General features: G+C 54.2%; 12 protein-coding genes. 5 read left to right on the top strand and 7 right to left on the bottom strand.

From position 1 onward, the window contains the following. Positions 1-73: 73 nt before the first annotated feature. Genes J1781_RS02775 through J1781_RS02765 form a run of 3 tightly spaced genes read right to left on the bottom strand, consistent with a single transcriptional unit; the run spans position 74 to position 5,762 of the window. Complete coding sequence (locus J1781_RS02775; RefSeq protein ID WP_129954916.1) at positions 74-1,477, bottom strand: efflux transporter outer membrane subunit; 1,404 nt, start codon at positions 1,475-1,477, stop codon at positions 74-76. Continuing rightward, positions 1,470-4,619 carry an efflux RND transporter permease subunit gene (locus tag J1781_RS02770; protein WP_217233180.1) on the bottom strand — a complete coding sequence of 1,050 codons (3,150 nt, stop codon included), beginning with the start codon at positions 4,617-4,619 and terminating at the stop codon, positions 1,470-1,472. The genes J1781_RS02775 and J1781_RS02770 overlap by 8 nt, the downstream gene beginning before the upstream one ends. A gap of 9 nt (positions 4,620-4,628) precedes the next feature. Further along, entirely contained in the window at positions 4,629-5,762 is a 1,134-nt protein-coding gene (locus tag J1781_RS02765) for an efflux RND transporter periplasmic adaptor subunit (protein WP_217156809.1), read from the bottom strand. A gap of 616 nt (positions 5,763-6,378) precedes the next feature. Between J1781_RS02765 and J1781_RS02760 the strand changes: the two genes are divergently transcribed. After that, entirely contained in the window at positions 6,379-7,980 is a 1,602-nt protein-coding gene (locus tag J1781_RS02760) for a PTS transporter subunit EIIC (RefSeq protein ID WP_129954919.1), read from the top strand. A 6-nt stretch (positions 7,981-7,986) separates the two neighbouring features. Here the strand turns inward: J1781_RS02760 and J1781_RS02755 are convergent, their stop codons facing one another. Next, positions 7,987-8,727 (bottom strand): GntR family transcriptional regulator, encoded by a 741-nt coding sequence (locus J1781_RS02755; RefSeq protein WP_129954920.1) that lies wholly within the window; start codon positions 8,725-8,727, stop codon positions 7,987-7,989. Between the two features lie 181 nt (positions 8,728-8,908). Next, entirely contained in the window at positions 8,909-10,663 is a 1,755-nt protein-coding gene (locus J1781_RS02750; protein WP_129954921.1) for an ABC transporter ATP-binding protein/permease, read from the bottom strand. Positions 10,664-10,792: 129 nt separating this feature from the next. On the opposite strand from J1781_RS02750, the gene J1781_RS02745 reads away from it, so the two are divergent. Further along, entirely contained in the window at positions 10,793-11,509 is a 717-nt protein-coding gene (locus J1781_RS02745) for a tetratricopeptide repeat protein (protein ID WP_129954922.1), read from the top strand. Between the two features lie 109 nt (positions 11,510-11,618). On the opposite strand, the gene J1781_RS02740 is transcribed toward J1781_RS02745, so the two are convergent. After that, complete coding sequence (locus J1781_RS02740; protein ID WP_129954923.1) at positions 11,619-12,488, bottom strand: MBL fold metallo-hydrolase; 870 nt, start codon at positions 12,486-12,488, stop codon at positions 11,619-11,621. 115 nt (positions 12,489-12,603) lie between these two features. On the opposite strand from J1781_RS02740, the gene J1781_RS02735 reads away from it, so the two are divergent. Then, positions 12,604-13,521: a LysR family transcriptional regulator gene (locus J1781_RS02735; protein WP_129954924.1), complete on the top strand. Its 918-nt coding sequence runs from the start codon at positions 12,604-12,606 to the stop codon at positions 13,519-13,521. A 208-nt stretch (positions 13,522-13,729) separates the two neighbouring features. Beyond that, entirely contained in the window at positions 13,730-14,893 is a 1,164-nt protein-coding gene (locus J1781_RS02730) for an MFS transporter (protein ID WP_129954925.1), read from the top strand. A 62-nt stretch (positions 14,894-14,955) separates the two neighbouring features. On the opposite strand, the gene J1781_RS02725 is transcribed toward J1781_RS02730, so the two are convergent. Beyond that, the gene (locus J1781_RS02725) at positions 14,956-15,879 is read right to left on the bottom strand and encodes a LysR family transcriptional regulator (RefSeq protein ID WP_217219228.1); all 924 of its coding nucleotides are present in this window, start codon (positions 15,877-15,879) and stop codon (positions 14,956-14,958) included. A gap of 134 nt (positions 15,880-16,013) precedes the next feature. Here J1781_RS02725 and lysA point away from each other — a divergent pair, with 134 nt between their 5' ends. Continuing rightward, positions 16,014-17,273 carry a diaminopimelate decarboxylase gene (lysA, locus tag J1781_RS02720; RefSeq protein ID WP_217233179.1) on the top strand — a complete coding sequence of 420 codons (1,260 nt, stop codon included), beginning with the start codon at positions 16,014-16,016 and terminating at the stop codon, positions 17,271-17,273. Positions 17,274-17,370: the final 97 nt, after the last annotated feature.

Raw genomic sequence — 17,370 nt, 5'->3', positions numbered from 1 at the left:
TGGCGGGATAAGGTGTCTCCGGCTTAAAAACAAAAACGCCGACTCCCGTCGGCGTTTCCATTGACTCAAACACTCACTCCTTCCAGCCGCCCCCCAGAGCTTTATACAAACTGATGTCCTGATTCAGTTGGGCAAGTTGTGTGGTGATCAGCGTTTGCTGAGCAGAATACAGGGAGCGCTGTGCGACCAGTACGCTGAGGTAATTGTCGACACCGCCTTTGAAGCGCATCTGCGACAGATCGTAGTTACGCTGGTTGGCGTCGGCGTCCTGCTGGCGGGCCAGCAGTTCGTCTTTGTAAGTCGCCTGACCGGCTAAGCCGTCGGACACTTCCTTGAACGCCGTCTGAATCGCTTTCTCATAGTTAGCGATATCAATTTTTTTGGTGTCCTTCGCGATGTCAAGATTGGCCTGATTCACGCCGCCGTCGAAGATCGGGATGTTAACCGAAGGCATAAATGACCATGCGCCGGTACCGCCATCGAACAGTTTACTCAGGCTGCCGCTTTCTGTGCCTGCCGTGCCGGTCAGCGTGATGCTCGGGAAGAACGCCGCCCGCGCCGCGCCGATATTGGCGTTAGCGGCTTTCAGCGTATGTTCAGCGGAAATAATATCCGGACGGCGGGTCAGCAGATCAGAGGGCAAACCGGCCGGTGTCTGCGGGAATTTCCAGTCCTGTTGCAGGGTGGCGTTCGCCAGCAAACTCTGGGGGATGGTGGTGCCGACCAGCAGGGTCAGCGCGTTGACGTCCTGACGCACCTGACGTGTGTACTGGGCGATATCAGCCTGTGCCGCACGCACCGTGGTTTCGGCCTGCACCAGATCCTGTGAGGTGTCGATGCCGGCATCATAGCTGTGTTTGGTGAGTTCGTAAGATTTTTCCTGACTGCCGGCGGTGCTGATTGCCAGTTTCAGCAAATCGTTATCCGCCGCCAGACTCAGATAACCGGAAGCCACTTCAGACACCAGCGAGATTTGCGTCGCGCGCTGCGTGGCTTCTGTCGCCAGGTAAGTCTCCAGCCCCTGATCGCGCAGGCTGCGTAAGCGGCCAAACAGGTCAACCTCATAAGACGTCACGCCCAGATTGGCACTGTATTGCTGATACGTCACCGGTCCGGTGCTTTGTGTTGAATACAATCCGCCCGGCAGATGCTGGTTGGTTTCACTGGCACCGGCGTTGAGCGTCGGCAGCAGGGCGGCGCGGTCAATCCGGAAGGTAGCGCGCGCGGTATCCACGTTTAACGCCGCAACCCGCAGGTCGCGGTTGTTAGCCAGTGACATGCCAATCAGCTGATTCATCGCCGGTTGATTGAAGAACGCTTTCCAGCCGATATCCTGTGCCGCGCCAGGGGAAGCACTGTCCCAGTTGCTGGCGACCGGCAGTGCAGGGCGCTGATAATCAGGTTCCAGGGTACAGCCCGCCAGCAGGGTGAGTGAAAACGCGCTGACAAGCGAGAGCGCGAAATGCGGTTTATTCATGGTGTGTGGCCTCGGGTGCAGGAAGCGCCTTATCGTGTTTTTTCGATTTGCGGGTGAACAGATTCACCACCGTGACGTAGAACATTGGCACGAAGAAAATGGCCAGGAAGGTGGCGGTGAGCATACCGCCGACCACCGCCGTCCCGATGGAATGCTGGCTGCCCGCACCCGCACCGCTGGAAATGGTCAGCGGGAATACGCCGAGAATAAACGCCATTGAGGTCATGATGATCGGCCGGATACGCAGCTTGGCCGCTTCCATGGCCGCCTGAGTCACCGACATCCCTTCGTTCTCATGCAACTCTTTGGCGAACTCGACAATCAATATGGCATTCTTCGCCGCCAGCCCGACGGTTGTCAGCAGGCCGACCTGGAAGAAGACGTCGTTCGACAGCCCGCGCAGCAGCACGGCGCCGATGGTGCCTAAAATCCCCAGCGGTACCACCAGCATGACGGAGAACGGAATTGACCAGCTCTCGTACAGCGCCGCCAGACACAGGAACACCACGATCATTGACAGACTGTAAAGCGCCGGTGTTTGTGAGCCGGAAAGCTTCTCTTCATAGCTCAGACCGTGCCAGGCCACTTTATAACCCGGCGGCAGTTTGGCCGCGATTTCCATCACTGCCTCGTTGGCATCACCTGAGCTGTAGCCCGGTGCCGGCGAACCCATCAGTTCAACGGAAGACACGCCGTTAAAACGCTCATAACGCGGGGATCCGTACACCCATTTGCCACTGCCGAAGGCGCTCCATGGCACCATATCGCCGCTGGAATTACGGAAATACCAGTTATTCAAATCTTCAGGCGTGACGCGGGAAGCCGCCTTACCCTGGATATAAACACGCTTCACGCGGTTGTTATACATGAACTGATTCACATACGCTGAACCCCAGGCCGCAGACAGCGTGTTGTTGATGTCGTCGAGGCTCAGACCCAGCGCCTGCGCGCGCTCATCGTCAATTTCCAGCTGATATTGCGGTTCATCTTCCATCCCGTTCGGACGCACCGCCATCAGACGTTTGTCCTGCGAGGCCAGTTGCAGGAACTGGTTACGCGCGGCCATCAGCGCTTCATGCCCCTTGCCGTCAGTGTCTTGCAGGAAGAAGTCGAACCCGGTGGCATTACCCAGTTCCATAACCGCTGGCGGAACGAAAGCAAACACACGGGCGTCTTTGATAGTGGCGAAATGCGCCATCGCACGACCGGCCAGCGCCTGGACTTTTTGCGCGGCACCTGGACGGTCTGCCCAGGTTTTCAACTGCACGAACGCAATGCCGACGTTCTGACCCCGCCCGGCGAAGCTGAAACCGTTGGCGGTAAACACCGAGGAGACAATACCGCTTTCCTGTTTCAACAGATATTCGCGGACATTATCCAGCACCTGCTGGGTCCGTTCTGCTGAGGCATTGGCGGGCAATGTCGCCTGAACAAACATCACAGCCTGATCTTCATCCGGCAGAAAGGTGGTCGGCACGCGTGTGAACATAAAACCGGTGGCGATGACAATCAGCAGGTAGAGACCCAAAAACAGACGACGGCGGGAGATCACCGTGCCGACGGCTGCGGTGTAGCGCATCGCACCTTTATCGAAGTTACGGTTAAACCAGCCCGCAAAACCGCTTTTGGCTTTCTCTTCGTCATTGTGCCGGATGATAGTGGCACACAGTGCCGGGGTGAAAATCAGCGCCATCAGCACCGAAAGCGCCATGGCAGACACAATGGTGATGGAGAACTGACGGTAGATGATCCCGGTCGAGCCACCGAAGAAGGCCATTGGCACCAGGACGGCAGACAGAACGAGTGCGATACCAAACAGCGCGCCCTGAATTTGTTTCATCGACTTAATCGTGGCGTCTTTTGGCGAGAGCTTTTCTTCCGTCATCACACGTTCGACGTTTTCCACCACCACGATGGCGTCATCCACCAGCAGGCCGATCGCCAGTACCATCCCGAACATGGTCAGGGTGTTAATGGAATACCCCGCAGCTGCCAGAATACCGAATGTCCCGAGCAGAACCACCGGCACCACCAGCGTGGTCACCAGTGTCGCACGCAGGTTTTGCAGGAACAGCAACATGACACAAAACACCAGCACGATGGCTTCGAGCAACGTTTTTACCACTTCCTCGATTGAGGCGCTGACTACCGGCGCGGTCTGGTACGGGAACTCGACTTTTACGTTGGCTGGCAGAGAGTCTTTCAGCCCGGCGATGGTTTGTCTTACTGCTCTGTCGGTGTCCAGCACGTTCGCGCCGCTTGCCAGACGCAGGGCGATAGCAGTTGACGGTTTGCCGTTAAAGGTGGAGGAAATCGAATAACTTTCCGGTCCCAAATCCACATTCCCGACATCGCTGAGGCGTACCTGAGAGCCGTCGGCATTCACCTTCAGCAGCACATTTTTAAACTGATTAATGCTGTCAAAACGGGTTTTACCGATGATAGTGGCACTGAGTTTGCTGTCTTTTACCGTCGGCAGGCCGCCGAGGGAGCCGGACGACACCTGCACGTTTTGCGCTTCAATCGCTGCGCTGACATCACTTGGGATCAGCTTATATTTATACAGTTTTGCCGGATCGAGCCAGATACGCATCGCGTATTCTGAACCGAGCATCAGGAAGTCACCGACGCCTTTGGTACGCACAATCGGGTCTTCGAGTTTGGTCACCAACAGGTTACTCAGATCCGAGTTACTCATTTTACCGTCAGTCGCAATCAGGCTGACCAGCAGCATGAAGTTGGCCTGGTATTTGGCAATACGGATCCCCTGATTAACCACTTCGGTTGGCAGTTGTGATTCGGCCAGAGACACTTTGTTTTGTACCTGAACCTGCGCAATATCCGGGTTAGTGCCCTGATCAAAGGTGGCAATAATGGTAGCACTGCCATCGCTGTTACTTTGCGATTCGATATAGCGCAGGTTATCCAGCCCGTTCAGTTGCTGTTCAATAACCTGAACCACCGTGTTCTGAGCCGTTTCCGCTGACGCACCCGGGTAGGTGACACTGACGGAAATCGCCGGAGGCGCGATATTCGGGTACTGGTTGATCGGCAGTTTCATGATTGACAGCGCACCGGCGATCATAATGACGATGGCGACAACCCAGGCGAATATGGGGCGGTTAATAAAGAAAGTAGACATTCAGCTCACCTATTGCGCGGAAGGATCGGTCATCGCGAGATTAGCCTGTTCGGCAGGGGCACTGGCTTTACGCTCGGTGGCGTTGACTTTGGCGCCTGGTCTGACGTTCTGTAACCCATCGGTAATGACTTTGTCGCCATCGTTGAGTCCCTGATTCACTAACCAGTTACCGTTCATCATCTGACCGGTGGTGATGGCGCGCTGCTCGACGCTGTTATCCGCTTTCACCACGTACACATACGGCGAGCCTTTTACGTCATGCATGATGGCTTCCTGTGGCACCAGAAGACCTTTTTCATCAATACCTTGTTGCAGCTGGGCGTGTACAAACATGCCCGGCAGCAGTTCATCGTGCGGGTTCGGGAAGGAGGCACGCAAAATAACGGAACCGGTGCTTTGCGACACGGTGACTTCAGAGAATTCCAGTTTGCCCGGCAGGGGATATTTGCTGCCGTCCTCCAGCGTCAGGGTGGCCCGTGCCGCATTTTCACCGGCGCTTTGCAACTTACCGGAAGCCAGCGCGCGGCGCAGTTTCAGTAAGTCCTGCGAGGATTCGTTCACATCGACATAAATAGGATTGAGCTGATCGATGGTGGTCAGAGACGCCGTCTGGCCGCTGGTAACCAGTGCACCTTCGGTATACACCGAGCGGCCAATGTGGCCGGAGATCGGCGCGTATACTTTGGTGTATTGCAGATTGACGCGGGCGGTTTCGACATCCGCTGCGGCTTCGCGTTCAGCAGCCACGGCATCGTCATATTGCTGACGGCTGACGGCCTGCGCATCAACCAGCGGCTTGTAACGGCGGGCTGTCGCATCGGCGCTTTTCCAGGTCGCCATGGCGCGGTCAAACGCCGCCTGATAGGTTGACGGATCAATCTGATAAAGTTGCTGACCGGCTTTGACTTCACTGCCTTCCACAAACAGGCGTTTTTGGATCACACCATTCACCTGCGGCCGGACTTCTGCGCTGCGTACGGCAGTGGTGCGGCCGGGCAGGCTGGTCGTGAGGGTAACGGGCTGGCTGTGCAAAGTAATGACATTTACCGCAGGAACCTGCACTGCCGGAGAAGCAGAGCTGGCGGTCCCGTCACATGCACAAAGCAGTAGCACTGTACTGACAGAAAGTAACTTCAGGCGCATAGAATTCACTCTTTTGGGGGAATTGAGAACAACCATTCTCAACAAGTCCTCTACTATACGAGAGCGCCTGATTTCTCTGTGTAAGCATATTGTCATCACCTATGTTTCTATATTTCAAAACATGAGGATGATGTTGCTATATAACCCCTTATTGTTATGGGGTTTTAATCTTTTCGTGCAGTGTGAAATAGCAATAAACTTGTTACTTAGTAAACTAACTAATGGGTTGTAAGAATAATTTCCAGTTGAATATTCTAAAAGTGAATGAATTGTTAGGTGTTAAAAAAGTGTGATGCAAATCAAACAAATTTATACATTTTAACCTGCCACTTACAAGAAAAGACGCCGGGATCCGGGCAACTGCCATTATCTTAAAGGCCGAGAGCGAGCAGTTCTCACATTTGCTTGTTGCCAGCCGTTCTGAACAGCGGCCAGTTGCAACCCCAGCGCCCACAGTCCGATGTGGGCTTTTTTTTGTTTTACCTCCACACCTGCTTTCCTCCCGCAAAACTGTGATCCCTTTCATACTCCTGACTGCTATGTCTATACAACTATACATTCTGTGACTTAACTCAATTAACGGTTTATTTTTAGCCAGCGAGTTGAGGGAAGACAGATGATAAAACTTGGCAGCAAGATACATGATCTGGGGAAAGCCCTGATGACGCCTATCTCGGTAATTGCCGCCGCCGGGATTTTTTTAGGTCTTGCAGCTGCATTGCAGAACCCGGCGGTCACCGGTGAAACCTTCACTCAGATGAAAACATTGCAACTGGTGATCGGCTTTATCCGTCAGGTGTCGGGTGCGCTGTTTGCCAACCTGCCGCTATTTTTTGCGGTTGCAACGGCCATGGGGCTGGCCAATGCAGAGAAGGCCACGGCGGCCTTTTCCGCAGTGATCGGCTTTGTCGGCCTGCATGTCGGGGTTAATTACAGCCTGCTTGCCCAGAATATTACCCCGGAAACCATTACCGTCGCCAAACTGACAGCGAAGGGTATGACCGAAAGTGACGCGATGATTTACGCCGCGGAATTCACCAACACACTGGGGATCTTTACCTACAACATGAGTGTGCTGGGCGGGGTGCTGGTCGGGCTGATCACGATGTGGCTGCACAACCGCTTCTATACCATCGTGCTGCCGACGGCGATCGCGTTTTTTGGCGGGCGGCGTTTTGTACCGATTGTGACCGTGCTGGTGCTGCCGGTCGTCGGCGTGCTGATGTCGCTGATCTGGCCGACGATTGCGCAGGGGATCCAGTGGATCGGCGAACTGATCGGGCGTACCGGGGAGATCGGTACCTTTATTTATGCCACGTCAGAACGTTTGCTGATCCCAACCGGCTTGCATCACATTATCAATGAAACCGTGCGCTTTACGCCAATTGGCGGCGTGACTACGGTGGATAACCAGAGCATTGTCGGGGCGCTGAATATCTTTAATGCCGCACTGGCAAATCCGGGCCTGATCCCTGATGCCGTCACGCAGCAGGCAACGCGCTTCCTGGCGCAGGGGAAAATCCCGGTAATGATGTTCGGCCTGCCGGCGGCAGCGCTGGCGATGTATCACTGCGCGCGTCCGGAACATAAAGGCCGCGTGAAAGCTCTGATGCTGGCAGGTGGGCTGGCGTCGTTTACCACCGGGATTACTGAACCCCTCGAGTTTTGCTTTATTTTCGTCTCGCCGGTTCTGTATATCCTGCACGCGGTGCTGACCGGTTTGTCGTTCGTATTAATGCAAATGCTGCATGTGATGATCGGTAACGTGCAGGGCGGGGCGATCGACTTCCTGATCTTCGGTGTGCTCGGTGGCAGCCGCACGCACTGGTGGTATCCGCTGATCCTCGGCATCATCTACGCGCCACTGTATTACTTCTCTTTCCGCTGGGTGATTCTGCGAATGCAGATAAAAACGCCGGGGCGTGAGGATGAAAATGATGCCGAAGAACGTGCAAAACCGGCGCAGGGCACGGGCGAAAAAACCAAAAATATTATCATCGGACTGGGCGGCGAGGGCAATATTACGGCGGTCGACTGCTGTTTCACCCGTCTGCGCGTGAAGGTGAAAGATATGGCTCAGATACAGGATGGCACATTAATGAAAACCGGCGCGATGGGGGTGAAACGCATCACCGACACGGACGTGCATGTGATTTATGGCCCGCAGGTTGAACAGGTGGCGAATCTGGTGAAAGCAGAGTTGTCGGGCATTGCCTGACGGCTCTTAAGCTTTAACTTTGGCATGGACGCTGAAGCCATAGTTTTTCTGGTTGTAGTAGACATCTGATACTTCAAACAGCGTGCCGTCGGTGAACGACACAATTGCGTGGGAATGCAGTACCGGCTGGTCGCGTGACAGGTTCAGTGCGAGACGTATCTCGTTAGATGGCAGTTCTGCTGAAATCAGTTTGGTGCTGCCCGCAGGCTGGAAACCTTTCGAGCGGATATAAGCATATTTTGACGAGGTCATGGCAGCGCGGGTGATATCCGGGAACCGGTCGCACAGCATCCAGCATTGTTCATACACAAACGGCTCATCACCGAGCAGACGCAGGCGGATCATAAAGTAAACTTCAGTACCTGCCGGAACATTCAGCTCGCGGGCGATGTCTTCACTGGCCGGCATACGGCGAAATTCCTGCACCTGATTTTCAATCCGCTGGTTATTTTCCCGGGCGACTTCGCTGGCAGTGAGATGCCGGTCGAGCGGCAAAATAATTTTCTGTTGTTGCGGTGGGGCAACCACAAAGGTGCCCCGACCGCGAAAACGGGCTACACGCCCCTGACGCACCAGATAATCCACCGCTTTTCGCGCGGTCATACGCGATACGCCATAGATTTCACACATAGCCGCTTCGGTCGGGATCGGATCACCGGGGCGGATTTCGCCGGTGCTTATTTTTTCGGTAAGTTGCTGCTCAATTTGCAGATAAAGTGGTGTGAACGAATTTTTATCTATCTTCATTAATTCTTACCTCCGATCATTGTAAATTTAACTTAAGAATAATTGTATGGTCAGCTATACAAATCAGCCAGCCACTCTGTTGGTTTTCTGTCCGAAATGGGTTTCAGCACACACAAAAAAGAAAGGTTGCTGACATCAGCAACCTTTGTGCATTTTGAAACCTTTTCGCCGGAATCAGGCGTTATTCAGGCAACAGCGCAGTGGAAGTGAATCCGCACGGGCCATTTTCCTGATTTTTGAAACGCCAGCAGTGTTGATGGTATTTCGCGACCGAATTCCGGTGCGCCACACTGATAACCGAAGTGTCCGGCAATTCGCTCAGCAGCAGAGCGTATACCTGTTGTTCGGTTTCGTCATCCAGTGCACTGGTGGCTTCGTCGAGGAACAGCGTATCGGGTTTAATCAACAGCGCACGGGCAAAGGAGAGCCGCTGTTGTTCCCCTGGCGAAAGGCGCTGGCTCCAGTTGGCGTAATCATCCAGAATTTCTACCGCCGCCAGATGCGACAGGCGACATTGTGTCAGTACCTGTTGCAACTGTTCATCCGTATATTCACGGCTGGCGTCAGGATAACTGAGCGCATCGCGCAATGTGCCAATTGGAATATAACTGCGCTGTGGCAGGAACAGATAACGTTTACCTTCCGCCAGTGTAATATTGCCCGAACCGTAAGGCCAGATACCGGCAATCGCGCGCAACAGCGTTGATTTACCACAGCCGGACGGCCCGGCAATCAGCACACGTTCGCCCGGTTGCATGGCAGCAGAAATATTACAAAACAGCGGATTACCGTTCGGCAGGTTTAGTGTCAGTTGATCAAGCTGTAAGGCGTGTCGGGTACTGGTGCCTACACTGATCCCGCGCGGCTGAGCGTTAACCTGATCGATTGCCGCATTGAAACCGGCAAGGCGGTTAACGGTGGCTTTCCAGTTTGCCAGATCGGTAAAGGCATCGATGAACCAGGACAGCGCGCCCTGTACCTGACCGAATGCTGAGGCAATCTGCATCAGGGCACCCATCTGGATCGCGCCGGAGAAATAGCGCGGTGACGCCACCAGTATCGGGAAGATATTGGCAAACTGGGCGTAAAAGTTGGACGCGACATTCAGGCGACGGGTGACGCGCATGATTGACCACCAGTTGGTTTTGATGGACTCAAACTTGCCCGTCAGCTGGTCGTGCTCGTTTTTCTCGCCATGATATAACGCGATAGCGTCGCTGTTTTCCCGAATACGAATCAGGCCAAAACGGAAGTTAGCCTCAAACCATTCCTGATTAAACCCGAGTTTTACCAGGGGCTTACCGATATACCAGATGATAAAGGAACCCACGGCGGCATACAGCAGGGCAAACCACAGCATATAGCCGGGGATTTCAAAATGATGGCCTGCCAGCATAAAATTCAGCGGCCCGCTGATGGACCACAAAATGAACACGAAGGAGAACAGCGTCACCACGCTCGACAGCAGACCGAGCACCAGAGAAAGAGTCCCGCTGGTCAGGGCATTCAGGTCGTCGGAAATACGCTGATCGGGGTTATCCACCTGGTGCTGATGCTCCGTGTAATAATAGGCGTGATTGGTCAGCCACTTCTCCATATACTCTTCTGTCATCCAGCGCCGCCAGCTCATTTGCAGGCCTTGCGTCAGGTAAACCCGGTAGATGGCAATGACGATAAACAGCAGCGCCAGCCAGGTAAATTTCCACAACTGGGCTTTGAAAACCGGATAGTTTCTGTTTTGCAGCGCGTCATAAAAGACACGGTTCCATTCGTTAAACTGTACGCTGAGGTACACGCCGGCCAGTGAAAGGATGATGATAGTGGTCAACATGCCCCAGGCACGCCACTTTTCTTCTGAGCGCCAGTAAGGCTTAATTAACTGCCAGACGGCGCCCCATTGCGCCGATTTCCCAGGTTTTTTAGTCATAATTGCCATGTGTAATCGATATGTTGTAAAACCAATCATCCCAGAATGAGTGGCTCAGTGCGATAGGGCAATGAGCCACTTGTAAGGATGTTTTTCCAGCACGAAGCTCTGTAGACCACAAAAGTAGAAGGATGTTTGATGAAAGTCGCAGTGAATTTACTGCTGGTGGCAGGATGTTTTACCAGTGTTCAGGCGTTGGCTCAGATTGATGAACCGGATATCAGCGCCGATTGTGTTAAAGCCGGGATTTATGCCGCTGCCGGAAAAGTGGCTTACCAGCAGGGCGAGATGGGCAAAGCCCGGGAGATTTTCCGTAATCAGGTCGCCTGGAGCGAGTTTTGCCATAAGCCGCAGGATCAGATCGCCACGGCCTACAACAACATTGCGCTGACCTACATAAAGCAGGGCGATTATCTGAAAGCCAAAGCCTGGCTGTTGCTGGCGCCTGCTGACAAAAAATCACAATACAACCTGAGTCTGATACAGCCAAAACTGGATGCCTTGCCGCCAGCGGAAAGCCCGGCAGGGATTTACTGGCAATATGCGGGCTTTGGCAGCTGGAATATCGTTGAAGTGAAAGCCGAAGAGGCACAGTTCAAAATTGATTTCAGCGGCTTATATATGGGGCAAATGTCGCTCTACTATGGCCCGAACATAGGAGAGTTTTCCGTGGTGACGGCCATTAAAGATAACCACGCGGTTTATCATGAAACCGACGACGCCTCCGCTGCGGGTGACGAGTGCAGCGTTGACATGAACTTTGCGCCACAGAGCGTTAAACTTCACACCACCGGTGACTGCGGTTTTGGTCACAACGTGCAGGCCGAAGGCGAATTTGTGCGGGTGACGCAGTAAGTATCAGAAAGAGCAAACCAGGCTAATTGGTTTTGCGCTCCTCCCCTTCGCAGGGAGGAGCCGATCGATGTATGCCTTTAGCAGAAGAGAGCGCCGGCTCAGTTTATATTCATTGCGGCCACTTCATTTCACCTTTCAATACTTTTGCGCTCAGGTCTAAAGAGGATTCTTCTTTAAGCTGCGGGTAATGTTTTTTCATTGCAGCAATAAGTGCGGCGGAATCTTTCGCTTTCGGTAATTCTTTTTCCAGCGTCAGCAGATACTGACGGGTAAATTTCACCGACTCCACGCTATCCGGCGCACCTGGCAGGAAATGGCCCGGCACCACCACTTGCGGATGCAGACCGGTGATTTCATCAAGCGTTTCTACCCACTGTTGACGGGATTTCGGCGTCTGCGTATCTGCTGTCCAGACATGCGTGTTATTACCATTGACCAGCACGCCGCCCGCTACCGCTTTCAGCGACGGGATCCACACAAATGTCCGCTCTGCGTTCACCCCCTTCACTTCAAATTTATGACCTTCCAGTTCAAACGTTTTCCCTTTCAGTGGCTCGGGAACCACGACAGATTTTGGCGCGTTGTCTTTAAGTTGCGGGCCCCAAAAAGCGACCTTGCCGTCTTTGCTGGCGTTGATCTGATTGACGGTGGCCTGCGTGGCGATGATTTTTGCTTCCGGGAAGGCGGCGTGAATGACGTCCAGCCCGAAGTAATAATCCGGATCGGACTGGCTGATGTACACGGTAGTCAGTTTTTTGCCGGTAGCTTTGATCATCTCCACCAGTTTCTCTGCATCATTGCGCTGGAACTGGGCGTCGATCAGCACCGCTTCTTTGTCCCCGGTAATAATTTCAGAGGAAACCGGGAAAGCGCTTTTTTCACCGGGGTTGTAAACGTCCATTTTCAGTGCGCTGGCGGCATGAGCAGACAGGCTGCTGCCCAGCAGGGCGGCGAGTAACGTCAGATGTTTCAGATGCATGGGATTTCCTCAGAGGTATAAATAATCACATTCAGTAAGCATCTACTGTACGTTGCATAATCCGCAGGAAAAACCGGATAATGTGCAACTGTTTGTTGCATAAACCGGACGAATCATGGACAGAATTACCGCTGCACAAGTGTTTGTTGCCATTGTTGAACGCGGAAGCATGGTCAGTGCTGCCGAATCGCTGAATATGTCGCGGGCGATGGTGACGCGTTATCTTTCGGAGATGGAAAAGTGGTCGGGCGCACGCCTGCTGCACCGTTCCACCCGCAAACTTAGTCTGACGGATGCGGGTGAAAATACGCTGGCCCGCTGCCGGAAAATGCTGTCGGTAGCGGCCGAGATGGGCAGCGTGGCGGATACAGGAAATGAAGCGTTACGCGGGTTGCTGCGTCTGAGTTGTTCGCAGTCTTTCGGACAGGGTGCCGTGGTGATTGCGGTCAGCGAGTTTTTGCGGCGACATCCGCAGTTGAGCATCGATCTTCAGCTGGAAAGCCGGGCGATCAATCTGGTGGAAGACCGTATTGATATGGCGCTGCGTATCACTAACGATCTGGACCCCAATCTCATCGCCCGGCCCCTGGCACAATGTCCGTCGATCGTCTGTGCGTCCCCGGCTTATCTGGCCGCGCAGGGCACACCGCAACATCCGCAGGATCTGGCGGTTCACAATTGTCTGACATACACCTATTTCGGCAAAAGCCTGTGGCAGTTTGAGCGCCAGGGCGAAAAGGTTGCGATTCCGGTGAGCGGAAATCTGAGCGCCAACGAATCGCTGGTGCTGCTGACCGGCGCAGTGGAGGGCGCGGGGATAGTCATGCAACCTTATTATTCGGCAGCCCCGCTGATTGCCAGCGGGCAACTGGTTACCTTACTGGGTCAGTGGCAGCCACAGGGAATGGGAATTTATGCGATTTACGCATCACGGCGGCAAATGCCTGCCGCGTTGCGTGCATTGCTCGATTTTCTGGTGGCGTGGTTTAAAAGCCACCCGCGCTGGCTGTCACTGAAAGAAGAAAAAAATTGATCCGCTGAATCCCTGGAATCGGTTCCTTTTTTGTCTGAATGTGTTTTGTATAATCTTTTGTTATGTAAAGAATTATGCGGATATCGGGTGCGTTTCAGGCGCTCAGGGCACAGACTGCGTCTGGTCAAAAGTGTGATCAACGTGGTATTTAAGCCCTTCCGGCGCAATGCCGGTGCCTTTAACCATAACAAAAATATCCGGAGTTTTTATGCCTGTCGCACTTCTGGCACTGGCGCTCAGCGCGTTTGCCATCGGTACCACCGAATTTGTCATCATGGGGCTGCTCCCCAACGTGGCGGGGGATCTGCATGTCAGTATTCCTTCTGCAGGCTGGTTAATCAGCGGATATGCACTGGGCGTAGCGATTGGCGCGCCGATCATGGCTGTACTGACGGCGAAACTGCCGCGCAAGAAAACCCTGCTGCTGCTGATGAGCATCTTTATCGTCGGTAACGTGATGTGCGCTCTGTCCTACAGTTACGGTTTCCTGATGCTGGCACGCGTGATCACTGCGCTGTGTCATGGCGCATTCTTCGGGATTGGCGCCGTGGTAGCGGCAAGTCTGGTGGCACCTAACCGCCGCGCCTCTGCGGTGGCCCTGATGTTCACCGGTCTGACGCTGGCTAACGTGCTGGGCGTTCCGCTCGGTACCGCGCTCGGACAGGCTTTCGGCTGGCGTTCAACGTTCTGGGTAGTGGCGGTGATTGGTGTGGCATCGCTGTTCGCGCTTTATAAGAAGCTGCCAGATAAGAAAGAAGAAGAGCCGACTGATCTGCGTAAGGAGATCCGTGCGCTGGGCAGCCTGGGGTTATGGCTGTCGCTGTCGATCACTATTTTCTTTTCGGCGGCAATGTTCGCGCTGTTCACTTATATCGCGCCGATTTTGACACAAATCACCGGCGTGTCTGAACATGGAGTCAGCTGGACGCTGCTGCTGATCGGCCTCGGTCTTACCATCGGTAACGTGCTGGGCGGACGTCTGGCGGACTGGCGTCTGGGGATTTCGCTGACCATGACATTCCTGATGATCACGATATTTTCCGTGTTGTTCAGCTACACCAGTGCTCATCTGGTGGCGGCAGAAATCACACTGTTTATCTGGGCGATGGTGAATTTCGCGGCAGTTCCGGCGTTGCAGGTCAACGTTGTGACTTACGGTAAAAACGCGCCAAACCTGGTATCGACCCTCAATATTGCAGCCTTTAATGTCGGCAATGCCCTGGGTGCCTGGGTGGGTGGCGCGGTGATTGAACGCGGAATGGGGCTGGGCACCGTGCCGCTGGCAGCGGGCGCACTCGGCGCTACCGGCTTCGTATTGTGTGTGATCACTTTCCGTCGTGCGGCGAAGAAAGTGAAAAAAGCGGCCGTGTAATTTTGCCGCTGAAAACGTCAGGGCCATGTGGGATGTCTCCGGTGTGGCCCTGACGTTTGGGCTCAGCGCATCAGCGCCGCCTCAAGATCCCCGGCGAAGCGTTGCGCCTGCTGATGGCAGTGCTCAATAAAGGTGCTCACCAGCGCGGAAGCGGGGCGGTGCAACGGTCTTATCAGGCTGACGGTGAACGGCACGGCGACGCTGAATTCCCGCAGGACGAGTCCGTTGTCACCATAATCGAGTGCAGTCAGCGGGTTGACGATAGAGACGCCCGCGCCTTCCCTTACCATACTGCATACCGATGCGGCGCTGTGGGTTTCCATCACCAGCCGTCGCATAACCTGTTGTTCCGTAAACAACGTATCCAGCAACTGGCGGTAACTGTCCGTTGCTGACAGACTGATAAAATTCAGGCCGCTGAAATCCTGCGGTGTGAGGCGCGGTTTGGCTGCCAGTGGATGTCCGGCTGGCAGCACACAGACTTCATTCAGCGTCAGCAGCGTTTGCCGCTCGGTCCCGGCGGGCGTCTGAGTGTTTTCCGTCAGTCCTAAATCATGGCGCTGCGCCGACAGCCACTCTTCGAGCAGCGGTGATTCTTGTGGCACGATATTGAAACTGACCTCAGGATAGCGGTCGAGAAACGGCTTGCAGACCGCAGGCAACAGCGACTGGCTGAATACCGGCAGGCAGGCGATCGACAACTGCGCCTGCTCAAACTGGCGGATGCCTTCTGCCGCGCTGATGATCCTGTCCAGCCCGTAATATGACCGCTGCACTTCCTCAAACAGCCGTAAACCCTGCACGGTCGGATACAACCGCCCGCGCAGGCGTTCGAACAATTGCAAATCCAGTAACTTTTCACAGCGTGCCAGCTCGCGGCTGACTGTTGGCTGTGACGTATTGAGCAACGCAGCGGCTTCGGTCAGATTGCCAGTGGTCATTACGGCATGGAAAATTTCGATATGGCGCAGGGAAATCGCTGGCATGGTTTTATCCGCTGGACGATGACAGTAACCCATATCATAAATGAATAGACTTGCCTGAAATAGATATTTTATCAGTGTTGCGCCACGCGGCATACTGAGGGAAATATGACTGAATTCACCTGACGGAAAATCTTATGCCACGCGCCCTGAACGACATGTCCACCGCACTTAACGCCGCGAATTTACGGGCCCTGCCGCAACAATTTGGCTGCCCTGTGTGGGCATATGACGCTGCAATTATCAAACAGCGTATAGCGCAGTTGCGCCAGTTTGACGTCATTCGTTTTGCGCAGAAAGCTTGTTCTAATATTCATATTCTGCGCCTGATGCATGAGCAGGGTGTGAAGGTCGATTCCGTTTCTCTGGGTGAAATTGAACGTGCACTGGTGGCCGGTTTTATTCCGGGCGGCGAAGACAGCGAGATTGTGTTTACCGCTGACGTGCTGGATCAACCGACGCTGGAACGTGTGACCGCGCTGAATATTCCGGTGAACGCCGGTTCCATCGACATGCTCAGCCAGATTGGTCAGCACCAGGCCGGACATCCGGTGTGGCTGCGCGTTAACCCGGGCTTTGGTCACGGTCACAGCCAGAAAACCAATACCGGCGGTGAAAACAGTAAACACGGGATCTGGTATGCCGATTTACCGCAGGCACTGGCGGAGATTGCCCGTTACGGTCTGAAACTGGTGGGCATTCATACGCATATCGGTTCCGGTGTGGATTACGGTCACCTTGAGCAGGTTTGCGATGCGATGGTGCGTCAGGTGATTGAAACCGGACAAGATATTGAAGCGATATCCGCCGGTGGCGGTCTGTCGATTCCCTATCATTTTGAAGAAGAATCCATTGATACCGGCCATTACTTTGGCCTGTGGAACCGTGCGCGTGAGCAAATCGCCGCGCATCTTGGCCATGAAATTAAACTGGAGATCGAACCGGGTCGTTTCCTGGTGGCAGAATCCGGTGTACTGGTGGCGCAAATACGCGCGGTGAAAAATATGGGCAGCCGTCATTTCGTGCTGTGTGATGCGGGCTTTAACGACCTGATGCGTCCGGCGATGTACGGCAGTTATCACCATATTTCGCTGTTACCGGCCGATGGCCGCGATGTCAGCGGGCAGCCGCTGACTGAATCGGTGATTGCGGGGCCGCTGTGTGAGTCCGGCGATGTCTTTACCCAACAGGCAGGCGGCGGCGTTGAAACCTTCCCGCTGCCACCGGTAAATATTGGCGATTATCTGGTGTTCCATGACACGGGGGCTTATGGCGCATCCATGTCATCGAACTACAACACCCGACCGCTGCTGCCGGAAGTGTTGTTTGAGAATGGCGTGCCGAGATTGATTCGTCGCAGGCAGACGGTGGAAGAGTTAATTGCTCTGGAGCTTTAGTCTTTGCTCCTCCCCCTGCGAAGGGGGAGGAGGTTTTAAATACAAAGCAACGGGTTAAAGCACACTTTGAATTTAGTTTTTGACCTTAATACCCCAC

The sequence above is a fragment of the Rahnella perminowiae genome (assembly GCF_019049695.1).
In the GTDB taxonomy this organism is placed as follows: Bacteria; Pseudomonadota; Gammaproteobacteria; order Enterobacterales; family Enterobacteriaceae; genus Rahnella; species Rahnella perminowiae.
This window is presented reverse-complemented; position numbering and strand designations above follow the sequence as displayed.